General features: G+C 54.6%; 16 protein-coding genes and 1 rRNA gene. 5 read left to right on the top strand and 12 right to left on the bottom strand.

The window, feature by feature from the left end:
- The first annotated feature begins 143 nt into the window (after nucleotides 1–143).
- The 4 genes from rrf (at nucleotide 144) to glmS (ending at nucleotide 5,418) form a co-directional block, all read left to right on the top strand.
- Nucleotides 144–252, top strand: a 5S ribosomal RNA gene (gene rrf, locus QGT73_RS06335).
- 329 nt (nucleotides 253–581) lie between these two features.
- Nucleotides 582–2,390, top strand: coding sequence for a 30S ribosomal protein S1 (rpsA, locus tag QGT73_RS06330; RefSeq protein WP_280121858.1), 1,809 nt, complete (start codon nucleotides 582–584; stop codon nucleotides 2,388–2,390).
- A gap of 242 nt (nucleotides 2,391–2,632) precedes the next feature.
- Nucleotides 2,633–3,502, top strand: coding sequence for a formyltetrahydrofolate deformylase (gene purU, locus QGT73_RS06325; protein ID WP_123616814.1), 870 nt, complete (start codon nucleotides 2,633–2,635; stop codon nucleotides 3,500–3,502).
- Nucleotides 3,503–3,570: 68 nt separating this feature from the next.
- Complete coding sequence (glmS, locus tag QGT73_RS06320; RefSeq protein ID WP_280121857.1) at nucleotides 3,571–5,418, top strand: glutamine--fructose-6-phosphate transaminase (isomerizing); 1,848 nt, start codon at nucleotides 3,571–3,573, stop codon at nucleotides 5,416–5,418.
- Between the two features lie 202 nt (nucleotides 5,419–5,620).
- Here the strand turns inward: glmS and QGT73_RS06315 are convergent, their stop codons facing one another.
- The 11 genes from QGT73_RS06315 to QGT73_RS06265 form a co-directional block, all read right to left on the bottom strand.
- Entirely contained in the window at nucleotides 5,621–7,048 is a 1,428-nt protein-coding gene (locus QGT73_RS06315) for a RagB/SusD family nutrient uptake outer membrane protein (RefSeq protein ID WP_280121856.1), read from the bottom strand.
- A 39-nt stretch (nucleotides 7,049–7,087) separates the two neighbouring features.
- A complete protein-coding gene (locus tag QGT73_RS06310) occupies nucleotides 7,088–10,321 on the bottom strand; it encodes a SusC/RagA family TonB-linked outer membrane protein (protein ID WP_280121855.1) in 3,234 nt (1,077 codons plus the stop codon).
- Nucleotides 10,322–10,649: 328 nt separating this feature from the next.
- Nucleotides 10,650–12,335 (bottom strand): energy-dependent translational throttle protein EttA, encoded by a 1,686-nt coding sequence (gene ettA / locus QGT73_RS06305; protein WP_123616809.1) that lies wholly within the window; start codon nucleotides 12,333–12,335, stop codon nucleotides 10,650–10,652.
- Between the two features lie 64 nt (nucleotides 12,336–12,399).
- On the bottom strand, nucleotides 12,400–12,918 hold the full coding sequence (locus QGT73_RS06300) for a GNAT family N-acetyltransferase (protein ID WP_280121854.1): 519 nt from the start codon (nucleotides 12,916–12,918) through the stop codon (nucleotides 12,400–12,402).
- 278 nt (nucleotides 12,919–13,196) lie between these two features.
- Nucleotides 13,197–13,523: a hypothetical protein gene (locus tag QGT73_RS06295; protein ID WP_280121853.1), complete on the bottom strand. Its 327-nt coding sequence runs from the start codon at nucleotides 13,521–13,523 to the stop codon at nucleotides 13,197–13,199.
- 243 nt (nucleotides 13,524–13,766) lie between these two features.
- A complete protein-coding gene (locus QGT73_RS06290) occupies nucleotides 13,767–14,891 on the bottom strand; it encodes a cytochrome d ubiquinol oxidase subunit II (RefSeq protein ID WP_280121852.1) in 1,125 nt (374 codons plus the stop codon).
- A 13-nt stretch (nucleotides 14,892–14,904) separates the two neighbouring features.
- Nucleotides 14,905–16,452: a cytochrome ubiquinol oxidase subunit I gene (locus QGT73_RS06285; RefSeq protein WP_280121851.1), complete on the bottom strand. Its 1,548-nt coding sequence runs from the start codon at nucleotides 16,450–16,452 to the stop codon at nucleotides 14,905–14,907.
- A 121-nt stretch (nucleotides 16,453–16,573) separates the two neighbouring features.
- Nucleotides 16,574–16,816, bottom strand: coding sequence for a DUF4492 domain-containing protein (locus tag QGT73_RS06280; RefSeq protein WP_280121850.1), 243 nt, complete (start codon nucleotides 16,814–16,816; stop codon nucleotides 16,574–16,576).
- Between the two features lie 31 nt (nucleotides 16,817–16,847).
- On the bottom strand, nucleotides 16,848–17,867 hold the full coding sequence (locus QGT73_RS06275) for a S41 family peptidase (protein WP_280121849.1): 1,020 nt from the start codon (nucleotides 17,865–17,867) through the stop codon (nucleotides 16,848–16,850).
- 27 nt (nucleotides 17,868–17,894) lie between these two features.
- Nucleotides 17,895–18,761, bottom strand: a complete 867-nt coding sequence (locus tag QGT73_RS06270; protein WP_280121848.1) for a DUF3316 domain-containing protein — start codon at nucleotides 18,759–18,761, stop codon at nucleotides 17,895–17,897.
- Between the two features lie 144 nt (nucleotides 18,762–18,905).
- Nucleotides 18,906–21,551 (bottom strand): DNA gyrase/topoisomerase IV subunit A, encoded by a 2,646-nt coding sequence (locus QGT73_RS06265; RefSeq protein ID WP_280121847.1) that lies wholly within the window; start codon nucleotides 21,549–21,551, stop codon nucleotides 18,906–18,908.
- A 217-nt stretch (nucleotides 21,552–21,768) separates the two neighbouring features.
- On the opposite strand from QGT73_RS06265, the gene QGT73_RS06260 reads away from it, so the two are divergent.
- Complete coding sequence (locus tag QGT73_RS06260; RefSeq protein ID WP_280121846.1) at nucleotides 21,769–23,178, top strand: C1 family peptidase; 1,410 nt, start codon at nucleotides 21,769–21,771, stop codon at nucleotides 23,176–23,178.
- 124 nt (nucleotides 23,179–23,302) lie between these two features.
- Here the strand turns inward: QGT73_RS06260 and QGT73_RS06255 are convergent, their stop codons facing one another.
- A complete protein-coding gene (locus tag QGT73_RS06255) occupies nucleotides 23,303–23,875 on the bottom strand; it encodes a DUF4890 domain-containing protein (protein ID WP_280121845.1) in 573 nt (190 codons plus the stop codon).
- Between the last annotated feature and the right edge of the window lie 1,125 nt (nucleotides 23,876–25,000).

Here is a 25,000-nt window from a genome sequence, read left to right as displayed (position 1 = left end):
TGGACAGATCGTTCAAGAAAGCCTTGGGTCGACGAAGTGATACGTCGGTTGTTGCAATGAGTGAATGATTTGTCGCTTTCCGGACACTCTCTTAACCTTATACAGCGCGTCGGTCATAGACCTTCAGCGACTGCGAACAATCTTAAGGTGGCCATAGCGTGAGGGCTCCACCTCTTCCCATTCCGAACAGAGAAGTTAAACCTCACCACGTCGATGATACTGCGAAAGTGGGAAAGTAGATAACCGCCCCTTCCGTCCGCCCGGACTCCTGCACAGGAATCCGGGCGGACTTTTTTTATCCCCACTCCGCACCCCGCCATACCCGGGGAGGAGATACAAAAGTTTCATAAGTTTAAAAACTTTTGTTTCTTTTTAAACGTATGAAACTTTTGTATCCCCTTTTATAACTTTTGTTTCTTATTGAGCTTATGGAGCTTTTGTATCTCCTCGGAAAACATTTTTTAATTGCTTGATTTTTTGCGAAATGGGAAAAAATTACTACCTTTGCGCCGCTATTGTGCCGGTAAAGGCCGATGGCAGTATTAATTAACCCTATTTATTAACCCCATTATCCAGTTTTAATGACTGAAGAAGTAAAAAACTCCCCGCTCGAAGATTTCGATTGGGAAGCGTATGCAAATGGTGAGACCAAGGGCGAGAAGTCGCGCGAGGAGCTTACCAAGACCTATGATGAATCGCTCAACACCGTGCGTGACAAGGACGTAATCGAAGGTACCATCATCTCGCTCAACAAGCGTGAGGCTGTGGTTAACATCGGCTATAAGAGCGACGGCATCATCCCCATGAGCGAGTTCCGCTACAATCCCGAAATCAAAGTAGGTGACGTAGTAGAAGTGTTCATCGAGAACCAGGAAGACAAGAAGGGACAGCTCATCCTCTCTCACCGCAAAGCCCGCGCAGCACGTTCTTGGGACCGCATCAACGAGGCTCTCGAGAAGGACGAAGTCATCAAGGGCTTCATCAAGTGCCGCACCAAGGGTGGCATGATTGTCGACGTGTTCGGTATCGAGGCCTTCCTCCCCGGCTCGCAGATCGACGTCAAGCCCATCCGCGACTACGACATCTTCGTGGGCAAGACCATGGAGTTCAAGGTCGTTAAGATCAATCAGGAATTCAAGAATGTAGTGGTAAGCCACAAGGCACTCATCGAGGCCGAGCTCGAGCAGCAGAAGCGCGAAATCATCGCCAAGCTCGAGAAGGGTCAGGTGCTCGAGGGCACAGTCAAGAACATCACTTCCTATGGTGTGTTCATCGACCTCGGCGGTGTTGACGGTCTTATCCACATCACCGACCTCTCTTGGGGCCGCGTAAGCCATCCCGAAGAGGTTGTACAGCTCGACCAGAAGCTCAATGTCGTGATTCTCGACTTTGACGACGAGAAGAAGCGCATCGCTCTCGGTCTGAAGCAGCTCCTCCCCCATCCCTGGGACGCTCTCGATTCAGAGCTCAAGGTTGGCGACAAGGTGAAGGGCAAAGTAGTCGTTATGGCTGACTACGGCGCATTTGTAGAAATCGCCCCCGGCGTAGAGGGTCTCATCCACGTGAGCGAGATGTCCTGGAGCCAGCACCTGCGTTCAGCTCAGGATTTCATGAAGGTAGGCGACGAGATCGAGGCCGTAATCCTCACTCTCGACCGCGAGGACCGCAAGATGTCGCTCGGCATCAAGCAGCTCCGCAACGATCCCTGGGAGAACATCGAGACCAAATATCCCGTTGGTTCGAAGCACAGCGCGCGCGTGCGCAACTTCACCAACTTCGGCGTGTTTGTTGAGATCGAAGAGGGCGTAGACGGCCTCATCCACATCTCTGACCTCTCTTGGACCAAGAAGGTTAAGCACCCCAGCGAGTTCACCCAGATCGGTGCCAACATCGACGTTCAGGTGCTCGACATCGACAAGGAGAGCCGTCGTCTCTCTCTCGGTCACAAGCAGCTCGAAGAAAATCCCTGGGATGTATTCGAGACCATCTTCACCGTTGGTTCAGTACACGAAGGCACCATCATCGAGCTCGTGGAGAAGGGCGCAGTCATCGCTCTCCCCTACGGCGTAGAGGGCTTCGCTACTCCCAAGCATCTCGTTAAGGCCGACGGCAGCCGTGCCCAGCTCGACGAGAAGCTCGAGTTCAAGGTGCTCGAGTTCAACAAGGACTCCAAGCGCATCATCCTCTCGCACAGCCGCACATTTGAGGACGAGCAGAAGGGCGAGCGCGCCGAGCAGCCCCGCAAGCGTGAAAACGCACGCGGTGAGCGTCGCGGCGGTGGCCGTCGTGCAGCCGAGGAGACCCCCGTGCTCACTACTCCGCTCGAGAAGACCACTCTTGGCGACCTCGAGGCTCTCGCAAGCCTTAAGGAGAAGCTCGCCGGCAAGTAATCTCATGCCCGAGTGACCGCCCCGGTCAGCAGGCCGGAGCGAAACGATAAGAAGGACATCCCCGGCAGCCCTCAGGGCCATGGGGGTGTCTTTCATATTTTATACAGGACAACGGAGATTTCGCATTGTCTTGAATTGTGTTGCCAAAGAGGCTGCAACAGCGTGTTTTTCAGGTATATCGCCCGCCGGGATTTTTATATTCGGGAAAATTGACTAACTTTGCAGCCAAATTTTATCGTCATATGGAAAAGAAGCGTACTGATACGGCAGTCCTGCGCATGCATTGCCCCGACCAGCCCGGCATCATAGCGGTAATCACCGAGTTTATTACCTCCAATCGCGGTAATATCCTTTATCTTGACCAGTATGTCGACCGCGCCGCCGGTATATTCTACATGCGCGTGGAGTGGGATATAGCCGACTTTCTCATACCCAAGGAGAAACTCAAGGACTATTTCGACACCCTCTATGCCACCCGCTACGAGCTCACCTATCGTCTGAGCTTCACGAGCCACCGTCAGCGCATGGCCATATTTGTGTCCAAGATGTCACACTGTCTCTATGATCTGCTCTCGCGCTACATAGCCGGAGAGTGGGACGTGGAGATACCCGTCATCATATCCAATCATCCCGACCTGGCCATCGTAGGCAAGCAGTTCGACATACCCTTTGAAGTCGTGCCCGTCACGCGCGACAACAAGGCCGAGATGGAGCAGCGCGAGTTTGAGATTCTTGACAGGTATGGTGTCGACTTCATCGTGCTTGCACGCTACATGCAGGTGCTCTCGGAAGATTTCATCAGCCGCTACCCCAACCACATCATCAACATCCACCACTCGTTCCTGCCCGCGTTTATCGGAGCCAAGCCCTATCATCAGGCCTTTGAGCGCGGAGTCAAGCTCATCGGAGCCACCAGCCACTATGTGACCACCGATCTCGACGCCGGCCCCATCATCGAGCAGGAGACAGTCCGCATCACCCACAAGGACACCGTGGAGGATCTTGTAAAGAAAGGGCGTGACCTCGAGAAAATCGTGCTCTCGCGTGCGGTGGAGAAACACATCCAGCGCAAGATACTCACCTACGGCAACAAAACCGTAGTGTTCTCTTAATTGCTTATTGTTTAATCAATAAATTTTTCGTAACTTTGTATAAAACCATTATTACAATCTAAAGCTATATGTGTGGCATCGTAGGATACCTCGGCTCAAACGGAGCCTATGAAATATTAATACAAGGACTTAAACGTCTCGAATATCGAGGATATGACTCTGCCGGCGTGGCACTCGTGACCTGCGACGGCTCTCTCAACGTACACAAGGCACGCGGCAAGGTGGCCAATCTCGAGCAGACCGCAGCCGCCGGATGCACCGAAGGCTCCCTCGGCATAGCCCACACCCGCTGGGCCACACACGGCGAGCCCAACGACATCAACGCCCATCCCCACGTGTCGCAGAGCGGTGAGATAGCACTCGTGCATAACGGCACCATCGAGAACTATTCAGTGCTCAAGGAAGCCCTCACCGAGCATGGCTACTCGTTCAAGAGCGAGACCGACACCGAGGTGCTCGTGCAGCTCATCGACTACATCAAGCACACATCGTCGTGCTCACTCGTCGAGGCCGTGCGTGAAGCCTTGCTGCAGGTCGAAGGAGCCTATGCCGTGGCTGTCGTCGAGAAAGGCGACCCCGACACACTCGTAGTGGCCCGCAAGAGCTCTCCGCTCGTAATCGGAGTCGGCGAAGGCGAGACATTCATCGCCTCTGACGCAACCCCCATCATCGGATACACCGACAAGGTGATTTATCTCAAGGACAACGAGATTGCCGTCATCCGCCGCAACGAGCCCCTCTCGATAGTCTCGATCGACTCCAACGCCCCCTCCGAGATAGACATACAGAAACTCAAGCTCTCTCTGGCCCAGCTCGAAAAGGGCGGCTATGACACCTTCATGCTCAAGGAAATCTTCGAGCAGCCCTCGACCCTGCGCGACTGTCTGCGCGGACGCATCACCGACGACTGCTCGCGCGTAGTGCTCTCGGGTGTCGAGCTCAACAAAGAGCGATTCCTCAAGGCCGAGCGCATCACCCTCGTGGCCTGCGGCACCTCATGGCACGCCGCCCTCATCGGCAAGCGTCTCATCCAGGACTTCTGCCAGATACCCGTCGAGGTAGAGTATGCCTCCGAGTTTCGTTACGGCAACCCCGTACTCAACGAGAAAGACATCGTAATCTCCATCTCCCAGTCGGGCGAGACAGCCGACACCCTTGCGGCCATACAGCTCGCCAAGGAGAAAGGCGCGTTTGTCTACGGAGTCTGCAACGTAGTCGGAGCCTCCATACCCCGCGCCACCGACTCGGGCACATATATCCATGTAGGCCCCGAAATCGGTGTAGCCTCCACCAAAGCCTTCACCGGCCAGGTGACAGTGCTCACGCTCTTCGCCCTCGCCGTAGGCCAGTTGCGCGGAGCCATCGACACCGACACCGTGCGTGAAGTGGCCACCGCCCTCAAGGCAATGCCCGAAATCATCGAGGAGACACTCAAGTGTGACCCCGAGGTTCAGACCCTCTCGCGCATATTCACCTATGCCCACAACTTCCTCTACCTCGGCCGCGGCTACAACTATCCCACCGCACTCGAGGGCGCGCTCAAGCTCAAGGAAATCTCCTATATCCACGCCGAGGGTTATCCCGCAGCCGAGATGAAGCACGGACCCATCGCGCTCATCGACCATGAGATGCCCAGCGTGATTATAGCCCCGAGCGACTCGCTCTACGACAAGATTATCTCCAACGTGCAGCAGGTCAAGAGCCGTGGCGGAGCCGTGGTAGCCATCGTGTCAAAGGGCAATACAGCCATGAACGACATCGCCGACTTCTGCATCGAGATTCCCTCGGTGCCCGAGTGTCTGACCCCCCTCGTGGCCTCCATACCCCTCCAGTTGCTCGCCTACTACATCGCCGTAGGCAAAGGCAAGGACGTAGACCAGCCCCGTAACCTCGCCAAATCAGTGACCGTAGAATAATTACCATTATATAGGATAAAAAATGACGCAAGCCATCCGGGCCTGCGTCATTTTTTTTGCTCCTATGGAGATACAAAAGGACAAAAGTCTCAAAAGAAACAGAAGTTTTTTATATCCTTCATGGCACGCAAACAGTGCGCAGGATATAAAAAAACTTCTGTTTCTTTTGAGACTTTTGTCCTTTTGTATCTCCCTGACGAGATTACATGTCGACAGTCTGGACTATCGGGTTGTTGCCGGGGTTGTCAAGCACCTGGATGGGATAAGGCATTATCCACAGGTGAGAGTTGGGACGGAGGGTGTATGTCACACCGTCGATGGTCTTGGTGAGAGTGCGCGGATAGAGCCCCTCCTTGTTGAGACGGCGATAGTCGCAGAATATCACCTGGGTCTGCACAAACTCGTTGGCCTTGTCGTCAATGATTTTGTTGATGGCCTCGGTCTGGTCAGAAGCGGTCAGGTCGGTGTAATATTCGGGAAGGAAACGGGTGCGGCGCACCTTGTTGACCGTCTCGAGCGCGTCCTGCCACTGTCCGGCACGGGCCTGACATTCGGCCTTGATATAATACATCTCGGCCGAGCGGATGCCGCCGAAGTTGGGCACGTTGCCATAGATGCCGCGATAATACTCCACGCCCGCGCCGGTGATGTAGTAACGCCAGTGGGCGAGCAGGCGTATGTCGCCCGGTTCAAACCTCTCGGCACGTTCCACGGGGATAGTGAGTGCGCCGCCGCTCTGGCCCTGCCAGTAGTTTGACGAGGCCTGATGATAGATATAGTTCTCGGGATTGTTCATTTCGGGATTGACGGTAGTGGCCGCGTTCCACTCAGTGGTATTCTCGATGCGTTCCTTGTTGTCGTTGTAAAACTTCACCCAGTCATAGAGCGCGTCGTTGATGGCCAGAGCATTCTCGGCGGCGGTGAGAGCCTCGTCATAGCGGCCCATCGATAGGAGCACACGGGCCAGCATGCCATAGCCGGCCGCCTTGGTGGGATGGAGTATCGTCTCGCCATACTCGGGTAGATAGGGGATGGCCGAGGTGAGGTCTGACAGCATGAGGTCATACACCTGCTGGAGTGTGCCCTGGGGCGAGGGAGCCTCCACCGACGCCGAGGTGAGCAGGGGCACCGAGAGCTTGTCGCGGGTGTCGGTCCAGTACTGGTCGGCGTGATAGTTGACGATATAGTGATAGGTCATGGCGCGGAGCACCTTGCCCTGAGCCACGAGCATCTGACGCTGCTGTTCGGTGGCATCGGTGGTGTTCATGCCGTCCTCGATGATGAGATTGTAGTAAAACATCATCTCGTAGGCACTGTAATAGGCCATGTTGTCGCTACTGTTGATGAGCGTGCGGTTCACGTCCTCGAGATAGAGATAGTTGGCGCGGGTGAGCTCGTTGTTGTTGAGATTGGCCGGAGAGCGGAAATAGTCACCAAGGAGAAAGAGCAGTTGCTCGGTCTCATAGTTTGACGTATTGTTGTTGCGCAGAAAGGCGTTATAGTCCTCCCAGGTGGTAGGAATCTTCTGGCCCTTGGGTATCTCGTTGAGAAAGTCGTTGCACGACGAGGTAGCCGTGAGCACCAGGCCGGCGAGAGCGACTTTTGACAGTATATTATGTATAAGTTTCATATTTGGTTGTCGTAAAAGTGGATTGTTTTTAACACCCTCTTAGAAGCCGAGGTTGAGGCCGAATACAAAGTTGGGGCTCTCCTTGCCTCCCAGCAGGTAGTGGGCCTTGCTGTCCATGGCGATGGTGGCTACGTTCTCGACCGAGAATCTGAATTTGACCTGCTTCAGATAGGCCTGGCGGCATATCTGGGAGGGGAGCAGATAGGAGACGCCGATGTCGCGGATGCGTATGTTGGAGGCGTCGTAGATGAAGAGGTCGGAGTAACTGTAGATCTTGTTGCGATAGGAGTTATAGTTGGCCGTGTCGTTGGAGAAGAGCAGACGGGGCACGTCGGTGAAGGCCTCGTCGCCGGGCTTGCTCCAGGCGTTCATGATGTCCTTGCTGGTGGTGACGATGCGTCCCGAGGTCATGGAGATGGTCGGGGTGAGAGTGTCGCGCACCTTGTGGCCGAAGGCAAAAGTCACCATGGCCGAGAACTCGAGACCCTTCCATCTCACCACGTTGGAGAACGAGCCGCTGTGTACAGGCACAGTGGTACCGCTGTAGACGATGGCGTTGACATCGCGCACATCATTGGTGGTCACGTTGCCCTCGGCATCATATATCTGAGGTTCGCCCTCGGGGCTGAGGCCGGCCCAGCGGTAGGCATAGATAGCGTTGTAGGGGTTGTCGATGGTCGGATAGGAGGTGGGGAGAGTAAGACGCGAGTCATAGTTGGAGGGCTGGATGGAGATGCTCTTGACCTTGTTGTGGTTGAGGGCATAGAGCAGGGTCGAGGTCCACACGAGGTCGGCCTTGCGTATGATCTGGCCCGAGAGGCTGAGCTCAAAGCCCTGATTGTTCATGGCACCGTTGTTGGTGGTGAGGGTCGAGAAGCCAAATCCCTGTGTGGGCGAGCCGCTGATGAGCGCGAGAAGGTCGGTGCTCTTCTTGTGATAATAGTCGATGCTACCCCACAGGCGGTTGCGCAGCAGGTCAAAGTCTACGCCCACGTTGATGGTGCGGGTCTTCTCCCAGCGTATGTCCTTGTTGGGCGGAGCTATCACCATGCCGGTGGTGCCGAACGAGCCGGGGAAATACTGGGCTGTCATGTAGGGTGCGGTGTTGCGGCCTATGTTACCGCCGATACCGTAGGATGCGCGGAGCTGTAGATTGTTGAGCCACCACTGCTCGCCGATAAACGACTCGCGGTTGAGGTTCCAGCTCGCACCGATTGACCATATGGGCTTGTTCTGATATTTCGAGCTGGTGCCCCACAGGTTGGAGCGGTCCCAGCGCAGGCTCGCGGTGAGGTTGTATTTGTCGGCCAGCGAGTAGGACGCGTTGCCGTAGAACGAGACGAAGCGGTTGGAAATCTCATGCATCGACTCGAGGTTGGACATATTGAGCTGGGCGGCTCCGAGCACACCTGAGAAATAGCTGAGGCTCTGCTGGTTGAACGGCTGCCATGACAGCAGTTCGGGGTCGTAGCCAAAGTAGGTGTTGTCGGTGAAAGTCATGCGGTTGTCACGCACCTCCTGTCCGACAAACACGAGGATGTTGTGCAGGTCGTTGAGGCGGTAGTTGAAGTTGAGCTGCTGACGGAAATCATATCCGCGCGACTTGAGGGCCGTGCGATACATCACGTCGCCCTCGGGCAGATTGTAGGTGAGCGCGCCGTTAGCTGCGTTGCGGGTCACGAAGCTGTTGAGGCGAGTCACGATGTTGTAGCTGTAACGGTCCTGGAGATAGTCGGTGTCGGTGTTGGCCGTCTCATACTGAAACTGCACGTCATAGTTGAGCCATGAAGTGAAGTTGAAGCGGAGCTTGCCAAACACACGGGTCTCGAGGCTCTTGGCCTTGGAGCGGCCATAGTTGAGCTCGTCCATGGGCACCAGCACCTCGGGCACCATGCCATACTGGGCTATCGACTCGCGGCGGCTTGCATCGCCCTGGGCCGGAGCGGCTATATAGCTGCCGTCGGCGGCCACCAGCCCGTCATAAGGCAGGAAGGTAAAGCCCGGGTTGAGCAGATTATAGTTCTGGATATTCTCGCGGCCATATTTGATGTAGGCTCCGAAGTCGGCGGTGAGCCAGTCGGTGACCTTCATCTGGTCGGTGATATTCAGGCCGAGCGAGTGGTCGCCGTGGTTGACGTCCTCGAAATTGTGTTTCCAGAATGTGGCCGAAGCGTTGAAGCTGTTGCGTTCCGACGACTGTGCCACACGCAGGTTGTACTGCTGGTGGAAGGGATTGCGCTTGCCATACTCCTTGGTCTGGTCATAGTAGCGGTAGCCCAGAGTGGCCAGCGAGTTGAGGCGGGCGTTGCCCTCGTCCATCGACATCGCGCCGGTATACATGTCGAGCAGCGTGTTGACGCCCTGGCTCGGCATGGTGCCGAGACGCATGTCGTCGGCCACCTTGGAGGCCGTGCTGCCGCCGGCCAGCAGGTCGGGATACTGTGCGGCCCAGGCGCGCTCGAGTGCGATGATGTCGGCCGCGTCGGTGCGGTTGTCGACATACTGTGAATACTTCTGAGTGGTGAGAGTGGCCGAGAAGCTCACTTCAGGACGTCCCACCTGAGCCTTCTTGGTAGTGATGACAATCACACCGTTGGCTGCGCGCGCACCGTAGATCGAAGCTGCGGCGGCATCCTTGAGCACAGTCACGCTCTCGATGTCCTCGGGGTTGAGGTCGGGCATGTTTTCCGAAGTCTGGCCCGCACGGTTGAGCGAAGCGTTTTCCACCGGAAATCCGTCGATGACCACGAGCGGATTGGCGATAGCGTTCATGGTGGTGACACCGCGTATCTTTCCGTCGACATATCCTACGATATTGCCCTCGAGGATGTCCTCCAGATTGTCCATGCGGCGCAACTGGAGTGTCTCGCCCGAAATTTTCTGAAACGCACCGGTCGACTGTGCCTTCGAGATGGTCGAGTAGCCGGTCACCATCACTTCGTCGAGCATAGTCTCGTTGTCATAGAGAGTCACGTCATAGGTCTTGGACGCGCTGACGGTCACCTGAGCGGGATTTTTGCCGATATAGGTAAACTCTACAACGCTGCCCTTGGGGACTTTGATAGTGTACAGGCCGTCGAGGTCGGTCACTACAACATTGGAAGAGGATCCGACTTGTGTCACGGTCACGCCCGGCAGGGCCTCACCTTGTTCGTCAGATACCGTGCCTTTGGCCTCGACAATGTCGGAGGCCGATAGCGCATGGGCGGGAATTACCCCTCCCGATAACAGCAACACTATTATGCACAGGGAGATGCGCATAATAGTAGCCATTGCAAGGAATGGATTTCGTGTTCTTTGCATATGTAACAATGATGAAAAAAATATGGATATTACATTTTGACCTATCTGTAAGTCAGGCCTCTCTTACGAAGAGAAACAATGACTCCGTTGCAAATCTACGAATTTTTGTGCATATCATCATTATCCGGACTATTAAAAAGACTGATTAAAATAACCCTCCCCGGATGCAGGGATATACTACAGGGACAGCAGTCTCAAAAGAAACATAGGGTATTACTTGTCTTAAACGGTTGGTTTATAGATGAGTAATACCCTATGTTTCTTCTGAGACTTTTGTCCTTTTGTATCTTTCAGTTTTTTATTCCATCAGCTTGCGATAGCGGCGGCGGGTGGGTTCCTTGCCGCCGTTGTGGGCGCGCTTGTAGTCTTCGTAGTCGGAGTAGGAGCCTTCGTAGAACACTACATTGCCGTCACCCTCAAACGAGAGTATGTGTGTGCATATACGGTCAAGAAACCATCGGTCGTGGCTCACCACAACGGCACATCCGGCAAAGTCCTCCAGACCCTCCTCGAGTGCGCGCAGTGTGTTGACGTCGATGTCGTTGGTCGGCTCGTCGAGCAGAAGCACGTTGCCCTCCTCTTTGAGAGCCATGGCCAGATGCAGACGGTTACGCTCGCCGCCCGAGAGCACTCCGATTTTCTTCTCCTGGTCGGCACCGGTGAAGTTGAAGCGCGACAGATAGGCGCGGGCGTTGACATCGCGTCCGCCCATGCGGAAACTCTCCACACCCTGCGAGATTACCTCATAGACGCTCTTCTCGGGCACCAGGTCGTGGTGGGTCTGGTCGACGTAAGCCACCTTGACGGTCTCGCCTACCTCAAACGAACCCGCGTCGGGTGTCTCCTGACCCATGATGAGGCGGAAGAGTGTGGTCTTGCCCGCACCGTTGGGGCCGATTACGCCCACGATGCCGCCCTGCGGCAGCGAGAAGCTCAGGTCCTTGAACAGTTGTTTCTTGCCAAACGCTTTGGAGAAGCCCTGCACGTCGATTACCTTGGCTCCGAGACGCGGACCGTTGGGGATGAAAATCTCCAGACGTTCCTCGCGCTCCTTCTGGTCCTCGTTGAGCAGTCGGTCATAACTGTTGAGACGGGCCTTGCCCTTGGCCTGACGGGCCTTGGGGGCCATGCGCACCCATTCGAGCTCGCGCTCCAGAGTCTTGCGACGTTTTGACGCCTGCTTCTCCTCCTGGGCCATGCGCTTGGTCTTCTGGTCGAGCCACGACGAGTAGTTGCCCTTCCAGGGTATGCCCTCGCCGCGGTCAAGCTCGAGAATCCATCCGGCCACATGGTCGAGGAAGTAACGGTCGTGGGTGATGGCGATGACAGTGCCGGGATATTGCTGGAGATGCTGTTCGAGCCAGTCGATGCTCTCGGCGTCGAGGTGGTTGGTAGGCTCGTCGAGCAGGAGTATGTCGGGCTGCTGGAGCAGCAGGCGGCACAGGGCCACACGGCGGCGTTCGCCTCCCGAGAGTGTGGCCACCTTCTGGTCGTCGGGCGGACACTGCAAGGCGTCCATGGCGCGCTCGAGTTTCGAGTCGATGTTCCAGGCGTCGGCCGCGTCGAGCTTGTCCTGAAGCTCGGCCTGACGGGCCAGCAGGGCATCCATCTTGTCGGGATCCTCAAGCACATCGGGGTCGCCAAACGACTCGTTTACCTTGTCAAACTCGGCGATGAGGTCCATGATGGGCTGCACGCCCTCGCGCACCACTTCGATGACGGTCTTTTCGGGGTCGAGCTGCGGGTCCTGCTCCAGATAGCCCACCGAGTAGCCCGGCGAGAATACCACTTCGCCCTGATAGCTCTTGTCGATGCCGGCGATAATCTTGAGCAGCGACGACTTACCCGAGCCGTTCAGACCGATGATACCTATCTTGGCTCCGTAGAAAAAAGACAGGTAGATGTTTTTTAACACTTGTTTCTGGGGCGGGTAAATCTTTGACACGCCCACCATTGAAAATATTACTTTCTTGTCGTCAGCCATATATTGGAACTGGGAGTATTTTGATATTTGTAATTATGTCGATGATTGGTAATTATATAAAAGATCACAATATTCTATACATACGGCGTGTGGGAGAATAGAAATCTTTGTTAGTTTGGAAAGAGAATCCGTTTGATTGATAAAATCTGATAGTGCGCGGATTATTGAGGGCATCTACTGTAATAAATTGACATCCCGCCTGCCGATAGTTGGCATACGTTTCTGCAACAAGGTCAATAATTGCAGTGCCGATACCTTGCCCCTGATATAGTATGGCTGTGCCAAGATGGCCTATATTGATAGCCGGATATGCAGTCTGTTTTTTTAGAAAATCCACAGTCTCGGTTTTTGTCTCAAAAAACAGGTCATTGATAAAATCGGATTTCTCATTTTCGCTTATAATCATCAGAGAATCATTCATAAGCGTAAATGCAGCGATAATTTCACCGGTAAAACTTCGCGCACAATAGGCTGCAAGGTATTTGTGAGAGACACAGTTTTTTACTTCATGCCGAAAGAAATGATCAAGAGTTTCAACATGACAAGAAAACGCAGACATTTTTTTAAAATCTGCGTCAACCATCAGTTGTATGCGAAAATCAATTTCCGATGAGCGGGTTGTGTCCACCACAATTATCAATTATGCGTTTTGCGTTAGCCTTAGCTCTTGCTTTGCGTAATTCTAACTTATGACGTTCTTCGGGAGTATAATCCCCACGGAGATATTTCTCCATAGATTCGTAGAATCTGGAGATGTCATCTTGCCCCATAGGAGGATTTGGTATTGAACGTATCATGATAAATCGGTTTTCAGTACTTTTACAAAGATAGTGTTTTTTTGATGATTAAACAAATTTGTAATTATATCGATTGTTTTTTAGCCTTGTTTAAGGCGTAAAGATATTTTAATGCTTTATTTATGCTTTTATCATCAAGTTTGTTTGATGCGGAAATATACATTAGAGCTTCTTCTTCCATCCCGTTCAGAATAATTGATTTTGACGAACTTAATCGGGTCTTCTTAGTGATTTCTGATTTTGCTCGTTTGGCGTATTCAGGATATAGCCTACATATTTCTTCAAGATCAATATCAGGATTATTTTTTATAGCAGGGTAAAGAATGTTAACGAAGACGTAAAGCCCTATGCTGTGTAATTTTTTTATCAATTGATCTTTCTGAGTTTTCATTAGCTTAGTCTCTGTATTTTTGTTATGGCCAACTCTTTCTGTTTTTTGCAAAGATAATATAAATCCATGACTATAACAAATAGTCGTATTGTAATGCGCCTTGTGCTATTCTGTTAGAGAAGTCGAAACATCGTTGTCGCCTGATATGTGCAGATCTCATTTTTAAATCTGCGTTTCTGTCTGATGCCTCCGCAGTGGCGTCAGGCAGAAACGCAGATTTAAAAAGCACAGATATACCCCGGTTCACCTCTTCCTATCCATTGCGCGCCAGGCGTATATGATGTATGCCAGGACGAAGGGTATGATGAGCGATACCCAGCTCATGGTGGTGAGGGTGAAGTGGGACGACGAACTGTTGTAGATGGTCAGCGATGACGAGGGGTCGAGTGTCGAGGGGTAGTAGGGCGTAGCGTTATAGCCCGCAACCCAGAAGAAACTCAGCACCACGAGCACCGTCCCGAGTCCGCTCCACCATATGCCGCAGGTGTAGTGACGGGCGAAGGCCGAGCGCAGTACCCCATAGAGCACCATAACCGTCCCGCCAAGGAAAGCCACAAGTGCGGCCGGCATGTCGAGATAGTTGTGGAGATATTTGTAGTCGACCAAGGCAAACTCCGAGCGGCCCCCGTCGAGTCCGCCGTTACGGACTGTCTCGAGCGACGGCGAGGTGAGCAACACCCCTACGAATAACAGAAAGATGATCACAAAGATGACACCGTTGACCAGCACACGGCGGCGGTTGGCGTCAAAAAACTCTCCCCCCTCGGGATGATTGTTGAGAAAGTAGAGCGCGGCCTGGGTGCGGGCCAGGAAGAGCACGGCAAACCCGAGCACGAGGTTTTTCCAATAAAATATGGCCTCGAAGCCATGGGTCGGGGCCCAACGCGAGATGACGGGCGAGCCGACATCGAGGATGCTGCCCTTGCTCACCTGAAACTCCGCTCCGAAAAACATCATGCCCACGGCCACGCCCAAGAGTATGCACCCCACGGCTCCGTTGAGGAAGAGAAACGTGTCGTAGGTGCGGGTGCCGAACAGGTTGCCGGGCTTGGAGCGGAACTCATAGCTCACGGCCTGGAGCACAAAGCTGATGAGGATGAGTATCCACAGCCAGTAGGCTCCTCCGAAACTGGTAGAGTAGAAGAGCGGAAACGATGCGAAGAAAGCTCCGCCAAACACTACCAGGGTCGTGAACGTCAGTTCCCACTTATGGCCCAGCGACGAGATCATCCGGCCCATGTCGGATGTGTTGTCGCTGACGCCGAGCAGATAGGTCTGCCCTCCCTGCACGAAGAGCATAAACACGAGGATGGCTCCGAGCACCGATATGAGCAGCCACCAATATTCCTGTAGCAATGAGAGTGTCATAATTATATATGTGTTACTTCCGCGTGGCGGAGTTGATATATTTTACCATGATTACGGCCTCGGCTGCGAGCAGGGCTGTGAACACTGCCGCGAAGAGCCAGAAAGTGATTATCACCGAGCCGGCGGGGATGGCCGAGATGGCCGCGCGAGCCGGCATGAGGTCCTGGATTATCCAGGGCTGGCGGCCCACTTCGGCGGTGACCCATCCGGCCTCCGAACAGATCCACACCAGTGCCACCGACAGCATGGCCACCCATTGCCACCAGCGTTGCTGCCACAGCCCGGGACGCTTGTATGCTCCCCACAGGCCTGCGAGAAGCACCACGAGCAGCGCGCCTCCGGCCAGCACCATGATGTGGAAGGAGTAGAATGTCAGTCCTACCGGCGGAACGGCCTCGTCGGCATTCTCGAGATAGCCGTAGCCGAAGTAGGGATAGTTCTCCTTGATTTCGGCGCGGGCGGCGTCCATGGCTGCCGTGTCGCCGGCGGTCAGGGCTGTGTCAAATCGGCGCAGGGCCTCGTGGGCTTTCTTACCCATGGCTATGCGCTCGGCATAGCTGACGGTGTTGACCGTGTCGCCCTCGGCATTGATGCCCACGCCGTCGATGAGGTCGTTGATGCCGGGCACGAAAGTGGTGAAGTCGCTGTGGGCCAGAAACGAGAGGCCGCGCGGGATGGCTATCTTCAGCAGGAACGGGTCTTTGTCGTCGCCGCGCTCTTTGGAGGGGTCGAGTATGCCGAATCCCACCAGTTCGGCTCCCCGGCTGCCGTCATACAGGCCCTCCATGGCTGCCAGCTTCATGGGCTGCACGCGGGCCACGTCGACGGCCGAGCTGTGGCCTGTCCACATGGTGAGCACCATGCCTATGAGACCTGTCCAGCCGGCTATTTTTACCGACGAGAGGGCCATGTCGCGCCGGCGGCCGCGCATGAGCATCCATCCGCTCACGCCCATGACGAATATCGACGCGAGCACCCAGCCGTCAAACACTGCGTGGAGAAATTTGTGCACTGCCACGGGCGAGAAGGCTACTGCCCAGAAGTCGTCCATGACGTTGCGCATCTGGGCCGGGTCAAACTCCATGCCCACCGGGTATTGCATCCAGGCGTTGGCCACGAGTATCCACAGGGCCGAGATGGTGGCTCCGACTGTGGTGAGCCATGTGGAGGCCAGATGAAATCCGGGGCTGACTTTCTTCCAGCCGAAAAACATTATGGCGATAAACGTGGCTTCCATGAAGAAGGCCAGCAGTCCCTCTATGGCAAGCGGCGCGCCGAAGATGTCACCGACAAACCATGAGTAGTTGCTCCAGTTGGTGCCGAACTCAAACTCGAGTATTATGCCCGTGGCCACACCCATGGCAAAGTTGATGCCAAACAGTGTCATCCAGAATTTGGTGGTGGTCAGCCACTTCTCGGAGCGTGTGCGGTAATAGAGTGTCTCCATGACGCCCACGATCACTCCGAGTCCGAGTGTGAGGGGCACGAAGAGCCAGTGATACATGGCTGTGAGGGCAAAAAGCCCGCGCGACCAGTCGACAACGGTCATTAGATCATGCATAAGGATATGGATTTTGAGAGATTAGATTCAGTAAGATAGGAAACGTGACGGAGTAATATTCGGTGGTGTAAACTCCTGATTTTAAACTCTAAACTTTAAACTTCCATAAACTCCGTCAATGTTAAGACGCGCCGCGTCTTAACATTGACTCTCTCACCGCATCGGCCCGCTCGGCATCGGTGTCATAGTCGCGCGAGAGGATGTCGGGAAAGAAAAACAGTTTCATTATGAGAAAGATAAACGCGAGTTTGATGATTATAAGAGCCCAGAGCTTGCGTCCGATGGTCATGGAGCGGAAACCCTCGATGTAAAACCGAAGGATCCGTGCCGGAAGGCTGTTGCTTGGATGAGGAGACTTGAACATAGGCATTATATATTAATACCGTTCGGAGGGTCTAATTGTTGAGTATCTCGATAGCTTTTTCGAGAATGGTGTCGCGGCCGCTTAGGGCGTCGAGGGGGTCGAGGTCGACGGCACACCCCTCCGAGGGAGTGATGCCCCCCTCGGTCGACTCTCCGAGGGCGTCGAGCATCGAGCAGGCCGAGAAGCGTATGCCCCAGCCGCAGGGCAGCTCTGACGAGAACGGCACGCCCGAGCCTCCGCCAGTCACGGAGCCCACGATGGTCACGCCGGGAAGGTTTTTCATGACCGATGCAAAATTGTTGGCTGCCGAGAATGTCGAACGGTTGGTGAGCACGACTATCGGTTTGGCCCAGCGTATGCGTCCCTCCTCGGCCGGAAGGTAGGTGATGGCATAGGGCTCGGAGAAATCGTTGTGGCCCGGCCCGGTCTTGTGGGATATGTAGCCCACGAGGGTAGGCCGGTCGATGAAGCGGGCCACGAATGTCTCGACATTGGTCAGCGAGCCGCCGCCGTTGTCGCGCACGTCGATGATGAGCCCGTTGGCCGTGGAGAGAAAGTTGAGCGCGTAGTCGAGATTGCCCTCTCCGACAGGCGACGAGAAGCTCTCATAGTAGATGTATCCTATGTTGTTTTCGAGAAACCCGTACATCATGCCCGACGACTGGCGGTAGTTGAAGTTGAAATAGCACTCCTCGATAAGACGTTTGTTGAAATTCTGAGGATAGTCGCTCCACCAGGCGCGGTAATAGGAGGTGTTGAACGGCGCGGAGAGATTCACATGGCCGTCGCGCAGCTCGGCGAGCATGTCGGCGCAGACTATAAACAGCTCTTCGCGCGTCATCCGGTCGCTTATGCGCCGGCTGTAGGTGTCGTGCACCTTGTCCCAGTCGACATTCTTGCTGTCAAAGAAGCAGTAATGCTCGTCGAGTATCGACCACAGGGCCTCGAAGTTGCCCCGCGGGTCGTCGGTGTATTCCTCCATGTCGTGACAGGCCGTCAGTCCGACAGCCGCCGTGAGCAGGAGTGCTATGCGATATATTATCCTGTGCATGGGAGTGGTGTTGGTTGAGGTGAGGGGTTACAGCGGACTCACCACCTTGGCCCGCGAGGAGCTGCGGTGGCGGCGCGGGTCATACGAGAGCCATTCGCCGCTGATGCCTATCACAAGAGCGTGCTCATAGATGTGTGTGACCGTATGGTTGACTTTCGATGAAAACAGATTGCCCTTGTAGCCTATGCGCAGTGAGGTCGCGCCCAGGTGAAGGTCGGCCGTCAGGAGATTGTCGAGGCGGAAATAATTGCCCCACCAGACTCCGTGCACCAGCCCCCGGCGGTTGCCGAGATATATCTCGTAGTAGAGCTCGCCATAGTCGGGCGCAAAGAAGATGCCCGTCACGGGGAGTGTCGGCTGATACATCAGCGTCACGGGGAGCCGCCCTATGTCGAGGCGATAGGCCGCATAGCCGGTGAGATTGACCGTCCAGGCCCCTTTGGCCGAGGCCGGATTGTTGCCGTTGCGGGCGTTGTAGAGACATCCCGCCTGCAAGCCCGTCGAGCCTCCGAGGGCCAGGGTCAGCGACGGCAGTGTGGCTATGGGCTGCCACCGCCTCATCATGCCCCACTCGAGCGAGAGCATCGCGCTCCACATGGTGGCGTTGCGCACGGGATTGTCGGTGCGGTCTACGCTCAGATTACCATGAAGCTGCATGGTCCACTTCCCGGGGCTGAATTTCATGGCCTGATAGCGGTTGTAGTCCAGGCCGGCATGCCAGCCGGTATATTTAAGCGGCGTGAGATACGTGTCGGCCAGACGGGCCGAGCCGGCCTCGGCGGTATATGCGGCAAACACCGGCCTCAGCGGCTTCTCCCCTTCATCCTGCGCTGAAGCGGAGAGAACGGAGACGAGTGTCAGCAGGAGTGCCGGCAGGAAAGTGCGGATTGTCATATCGTGGGGATACAAAAGGACATAAGTTTCATAAGATGCAAAAGTATAAAAAATATATAAATATAATTCAAAAAACTTTTGTTTCTTTTGAAACTTATGCCCTTTTGTATCTATTTGCCAATATCAGGCTGTGTAGCCGAGCGGTCACTCAAACAGGCGTGCCTGGCCGGTGAGCTCGTCGCGGATTTCATCGTCGCTGCGCTCCACATAGTCGGGAGCTGTCGTGTCGGCCTCCGGAGCGGCTTCTCCCCCGGGAGTGTTGTCGGGGTCAAACTCGTCGTCGACCGTCGGAGCCTCGAGCGGCTCGAGCTCGGTGATGTGGTCGACGGCATAGGTCGTGAGACGTTTGCCCTTGGCCTTGTATGACTTGACGGCCACAAACTCGCGGGCGGTGACTTCGAGCGGCGGACGCACCGAGTCGGCTCCTCCAAAGGTCACCTCGACGCGCAGGCCCGGCTCGTCAGACAGCAGTATGAGCGTCGACTTCTCGTTTTCGCCCAGATAGCGTTGAGGCTTGGATGTAGGCTCGAAGGTGAATCGTTTGAGATAGGGATAGCCCTGGTCGGCATCGTTGAGTATGGCCGTCCATGCTTTGTGGGGCACGTATTTCTCTATGCGGAGTATGTTGTCGGGATAATGGTTGGACGAGTCGAAAGTCGAAGTGTAATATTCGCCTCCGGTGGTGATGACCAGCACCGAGTCGCCGCTGTTGAACTCGCCCAGATAATTGCCGCGTCCCTCATAGTTGAGGCGGTTGACATCGGGGTCATACCACACGTCGCGCCCGCCGAGCGTCGAGACGCCCTCCTTTTTGAGCGTGAAGCGGTGCACCTCGTTGCGTGTGACGATATTGCCCATGGCTCCGCGCCCTTTGATGGCGAGCTCGGAGAAGTCGACGTCAAACTGTAGCGTCTTGAGACGCAGCTTGGGCTTGAGCGTCACTTTCACCACCTCGGCCTCGCCGTTGGAGTTGGCCGTGAACCAGCACACCTTGGTGCCCGGTTCGCCCGGCGTGAGGTTATACTCGCGGTCGCGCGTGATGCCTGTCACACGGAAGCGTTTCATGTAGTAGGTGCCCCCCTTGCCGTTCTGATATATCACGTTATAGATAGTGCGCTCGTCGTTGCGCTTGAACACGTCGACATGTATCACGCCCTTGCCCACCGACAGCTTCTCCTGCACTTTGACCACCTTGTAGCGGCCGTCCTTGTAGAAGATTATCACATCGTCTATGCTCGAGCAGTTGCAGAGAAACTCGTCCTTCTTGAGCGACGTGCCGATGAAGCCCTCCTCGCGGTTGATATACAGCTTCTCGTTGGCCTCGGCCACCGTGGCGGCCTGGATGTTGTCGAAGTTGCGTATCTGTGTCATGCGCGGGAATGCCGCGCCATATTTGGTTTTCAGCTTCTCATACCAGTCGATGGTATATTCGGTGAGATGGGCCAGACGGTCGGTCAGCTCGTCGATGCGGGCCAGGTAGGCGGCTATCTGCTCCTCACATTTGCGGGAGTTGAACTTGAGTATGCGCCCCATCTTTATCTCGAAGAGACGTATGATGTCGTCGTCAGTAATCTCGCGTATCATCTTGGGGAGCCATGGCTCGAAGCGGCGGCGTATGTGGTCGATGGCCTCCTGGCGGTTTTCGCTCTCCTCATACTCCTTGTCCTTGTAGATGCGCTCTTCGATAAAGATGCGTTCGAGCGAGGCGAAATGCAACTGTTCCCTGACCTCGGCGAGCTGTATCTCCAGCTCGCGGCCCAGGATGGTGCGCGTGCGCTCCACATTGTGGCGCAGCACGTCGCTCACGCCTATGAAGTGGGGCTTCTTCTCCGAGATGACGCAACAGTTGGGCGACACCGACACCTCACAGTCGGTGAAGGCATAGAGAGCGTCGATGGTGCGGTCGCTCGAAGTGCCCGGCAGCAGGTGCACGAGTATGTTGGCATGCTCGGCCGTGTTGTCATCGACCTTGCGTATCTTGATTTTGCCGCTCTCAAAGGCCTTGAGTATCGACTCGATGAGCGTGGCCGTGGTCTTGCCGTAGGGTATCTCGGTGATGGCGAGAGTCTTGTTGTCGAGCTTCTCTATCTTGGCGCGTATTTTCACCGAGCCTCCGCGCTCGCCGTCGTTGTAGCGCGACACGTCGATGGAGCCTCCCGTCGGAAAGTCGGGATAGAGCGTGAACTCCTCGCCCTTGAGATGGGCTATGGCTGCGTCAATGATTTCGTTGAAGTTGTGGGGCAGGATTTTTGACGACAGACCCACGGCGATGCCCTCCACACCCTGCGAGAGCAGGAGCGGAAATTTCATGGGGAAGGTCACCGGCTCCTTCTTGCGTCCGTCATAGCTGAGAGTCCACTCCGTCACCTTGGGATTATATACCACGTCGAGCGCGAAGTGCGACAGGCGGGCCTCGATGTAACGGCCGGCGGCCGCGCCGGCTCCGGTGAGGATATTGCCCCAGTTACCCTGCGTCTCTACCAGCAGGTCTTTCTGGCCGAGCTGCACCAGGGCCTCGTAAATCGAGGCGTCACCGTGGGGGTGAAACTGCATGGTGTTACCCACAATATTGGCGACCTTGTTAAACCTCCCGTCGTCAAGCAGCTTCATCGAGTGGAGTATGCGTCGCTGCACGGGTTTGAGGCCGTCATCGATATGCGGGACGGCACGCTCCAGTATCACATAGCTCGCATAGTCGAGAAACCAGCTCTGGAACATGCCTCGCAATTCATGACGCACCACATCGTCGGAGGTGTCTACAAGTATTCGCGGGTCTTTATCGTCGCTCATGGCATAATCGGGTTTATCTTCACGCAAAGATACAAAAAAATCCACGAGATTTTGTTATGTTAAGTCAAAGTGGGTGTAATTTCATTTAAATTATTCATATATAAATGTACTCTGATACACTTTATGATTGTCCGCCTCTTCAATAGTTGCAGGTATCGGAAAATTGCGTAATTTTGCATGCAGTTGTTATTTAAACATCCTCTAATATACCAATCCCATGAAAATACGTTATTTGCTTGTCCCGGCTGTGGCTGCGATGATGGCGATGTCGGTTGTGGCCAAGTCGCCCGTGACCGCTCCCGGCGGACTGTCGGCCGAGAATATCGAGAAAATACGCAGTGCCTATAAGGTTTCTCCGGACTGTAAAGCTCTGCACAACGCCATCGCAGGCACCGAGATTGACGTGCTGGCTCTCGATGCCGAAAACAAAAACAATTTCGACACACACTTCTCTCACCGTGTGCCCAGCAAGGGCATCACCAACCAGCTTAAGTCGGGCCGCTGCTGGCTCTTCACGGGGCTTAATGTGCTCAGGGCCCAGATGATGGCCGAGCATGATTTGCCTAAACTTGAGCTCTCGCAGTGCTATGGATTTTTCTGGGATCAGCTCGAGAAGTCCAATCTCTTTCTCCAGGGCATTATCGACACGGCTTCGCTCCCGGCCGATGACCGTAAGGTCGACTGGCTTTTTGCCAACGCGCTCAGCGACGGCGGACAGTATACGGGCGTGGCCGACATACTCATGAAATATGGCGTGGTGCCCATCGAAGTGATGGGCGAGACCGCTTCGAGCAAAAACACCGCCCGCATGCGTCAGCTCCTTGGCTGGCGTCTGCGCGAGGACGGCCTCATCCTGCGCCGTCTTGCAGCCGAAGGGGCCGACAAGAAAGCTCTCGAGGCCCGCAAACTCGAGATGCTCGGCGAGGTATACCGTATCCTTGCCCTCAATCTCGGCGAGCCTCCCGTGCAGTTCACCTGGACCCGCCGCGACAAGGACGGCAATGCGGTCGACACCCGCACCTACACTCCGCAGGAGTTCTACCAGCGTTTTGCCGGCAACGACCTGAAAAACGATTATGTGATGCTCATGAACGACCCCTCGCGCGAGTATGGCCGGCTGTATGAAATCGAGTTTGACCGTCATGCCTACGATGGCAAAAACTGGACCTATGTCAATCTTCCCGCCGATGAAATCAAGAAGATGGCCATCGCATCGATCAAGGACAACAATGCCATGTACATGTCGTGTGACGTGTCGAAATATCTCGACCGCGACCGCGGAGTGCTCGACATCGCCAACTATGACTACGAGTCGCTTTTAGGTACCCGTTTCGGCATGGACAAGGCCGACAGAATACGCACCCATGCCAGCGCGTCGTCCCACGCCATGACCCTCGTGGCGGTCGACCTTGACGACAACGGCAATCCCCGCAAGTGGATGGTCGAGAACAGTTGGGGCTCCGGAGCCAACGACGGCCATCTCATCATGACCGACCGATGGTTTGACGAATATCTCTTCCGCGTGGTGGTCAACAAGAAATACATCACCCCCGAGGTCGAGAAGATACTGCGTCAGCAGCCCGTGCTCCTGCCGCCGTGGGATCCTATGTTTGCCCCCGAGGAATAAGAGGTTATTAAACCCTCGAATCCCTCTAAAATAAAAATAGAACGGGAGAAAGATTGTTGACATCAAAAGATCACACCAATCAACAATCGTTTCTCCCGTTCTCTGTGTATATGGTTTGGCGCGTCTACACTTTGTCGCGGGGCGGGCGGGTGTTGGCGTTGAGCCAGCGTTCATATTGCTCGGAGGTCAGAATCTTTTTGATTTTCTTCTCGGTCTTTTCGCGTTCTTTGGCTTCCTTCTGCTTTATTTTCTCCATATCTTCGGGCGAGAGTCCGCGTTCGTGTTGCGGACCGCCATGATTGCCGTCGAAATCGTGCGGTGGCCGTCCGCCGCCGGGACCTCCATGTCCGCCGGGACCGCCCGGTCCCATGCCGTTGCCTCGCGGCGGCCGTCCGCCACCCTCGCCCGGATGTCCGCCCATGCGGAAGGGACTCGACTCGGCATTTTCGGCCTGTCGGCGCGCCTCTTTGAGATTGATTTTGTACAGCTTTTTATACTGTTTTTTGTCAAGGCCGAGCAGCGAGTCCATGCGTTCGGTGAGCATCTGGGCCTTGCGTTCGGGCGAAATGTAAGGCTGAGGGTCGCGGCTGCGCATCTCGCGGATGATGCGTCCCGATTCGGGGGCCTGGGCTTTGGCTGCGACAGTCCCGCAAAGGGCTGTCAGACCAAGCATGACTGCAAGTGTAAGGGTTCTCATAAGTCAGTGGATGTTTGGTTTACATCCTCAAAATTAGCCGACTCCCTCATCAGGGCCAAATAAAATCCACCAACACCCCTTTTTAGCCGATAAGCCGGCACAAAACCGGCCCAAGACGAAAACTTCGGTGTATATATCCGAAGATTAAATGTTGCGATAAGATGCCGATTATCGGGCGCGATAGCTGTATATCCCCCTCTCCCGATAACCGAGGGTGTTGCAAAACACCCGAAAGCAGATAATTTGTAGACTGTTGTAGCAAGGTAAGAGGGTGTTGCAGAACTCCCAAAGCAGATAATTTGTGGACTGTTGTAGCAAGGAAAGGTCCGTAGGGCCTGTGCGAGCTTAGGCCATGGCAAGCATCCGCGCAAGCGGTGCGCAGCCATGGTACAAAAACAATTATCCACAGCATGTGCCGCGTAGCGGTACAACAATACAAGCGTATCAAAACGTTAAGTCGCAGAGAATTACCATCATGACATTTTGTTGCACCGCTACGCGGCGCGCCGTCTTATATCTGTCTTTATACCATGGCTGCGCACCGCTTGCGCGGGTGCTTGCCATGGCCTAAGCTCGCACAGGCCCTACGGGCCTTTCCTTGCCCCTGACGGGTACAAATCAGCTACTAATAGACGTTTTGCAACACCCTCTTTCCTTGCGGTAACTGATAAATCATAAGTTTTGCAACACTGTCATTTTTGTATAGCATGCCACTCCGTGCACACCTCCGCTGCGCTTCGGTGTACACTATTAGATTTGCAGTTGCAAAGAAAAGGTTAACTTTGCAGATAGAATCCTTAAAATAATTAACAATTAAAAAAGAAAGAACCTCCTAATGTCGCGTTAGCCTAAGGTGTACCCATGAGCATAGACTCAATTAACCGTTGTAGGTACGACATTATTATCAGGACTAAAGCCAGAGAGTAAATAAAGACATTGGCCTTTTGAATTTATTATCATAGTATCGGCCGTCCTGACCAGGAGATTCTCTCTAATAAAAAGCTATGCAAATTTACGGAATTGATTTGGCTTCTGAAAAGTTTGACGTGAGTTTTATAAACTCCGATGGGCAGGCCACGCACATTGTGGTCAAGAACACAAAGCCTCAGATTGAGAAGTTTCTGG

This window comes from Duncaniella muricolitica, assembly GCF_910574735.1.
Lineage (GTDB): Bacteria > Bacteroidota > Bacteroidia > Bacteroidales > Muribaculaceae > Duncaniella > Duncaniella muricolitica.
The sequence above is the reverse complement of the archived record's forward strand: the minus strand, read 5'-3'. Positions and strand labels throughout refer to the sequence as shown.